We start from the raw sequence: 733 nt of genomic DNA, 5'->3' as shown, positions 1-733 counted from the left end.
ATATCCAGCGTTATCTCAAAGTAGTGGTGCTCATTGATGCTCTGCTTGAGCATCAACTGCACAAACGACGGCATGGGTATGCCGGCTATTTCCAATGTGACTTTTTTTTGTTCCAGCATGGCGGCATTATATTTGACGGTTTATATCCAAATTGCCAAAGCCGCCCGGCGGAAGTCCGTCGGACGGCCTGACAAATGTTTTGATTTAGGATTTACCTATGTACGCCGATTTATTTCTTCGGCCAACGGTTGTCAAGAGCTGCGCTGCCGACGATGATTTCTTCAGCGGAGAACGTAATGGTGATTGTCATAGGCACATCGTTGTTCGCGTCCAGAGTTTCCGAGTAGTGAACGATGTATGCGTTCTTGAACTGGATCTCCTTCATCTTGGCATCTTCCTCCGTTTTTTTGTAGATAATCTTTCCTTCTACAGGTTTGAAAGGACTGTTCAACATCGCTTCGATGACAGAAGTGTCTTCTGTTGATTCGATGGTTGCTTTTACTCTACCACCCAATACGCTTGAAGAGGGCATACCTTTAGGGTCCGTGTTACGACTGAACTCATAGTTTGAATAAAGGACGTCAAATTCCTTGTTGTTAAGTTCCAATGATGCTCTAAATGCCATAATACTTGGATTTAATGGGTTAAACTTAATTATTTTACTTCGGTTTCTCCGTCCTTGCGCCCTAACCGGTATAGATGCAAAAAAGAGAAAACCTCAAAAACGATTTTT

At 43.1% G+C, this 733-nt stretch carries 1 protein-coding gene; it reads right to left on the bottom strand.

Features of this window, described 5'->3' with window-relative positions; translation table 11 throughout:
• Positions 1–229: 229 nt before the first annotated feature.
• The gene (gene tssD / locus HMPREF0673_RS04670) at positions 230–625 is read right to left on the bottom strand and encodes a type VI secretion system tube protein TssD (protein WP_004310139.1); all 396 of its coding nucleotides are present in this window, start codon (positions 623–625) and stop codon (positions 230–232) included.
• Between the last annotated feature and the right edge of the window lie 108 nt (positions 626–733).

The sequence above is a fragment of the Leyella stercorea DSM 18206 genome, from assembly GCF_000235885.1.
Taxonomy (GTDB): domain Bacteria; phylum Bacteroidota; class Bacteroidia; order Bacteroidales; family Bacteroidaceae; genus Prevotella; species Prevotella stercorea.
The sequence above is the reverse complement of the archived record's forward strand: the minus strand, read 5'-3'. Positions and strand labels throughout refer to the sequence as shown.

Coding starts and splice junctions, on each gene's coding strand:
- tssD (WP_004310139.1), bottom strand. CDS start 625: ATGGCATTTAGAGCATCATTGGAACTTAACAACAAGGAATTTGACGTC.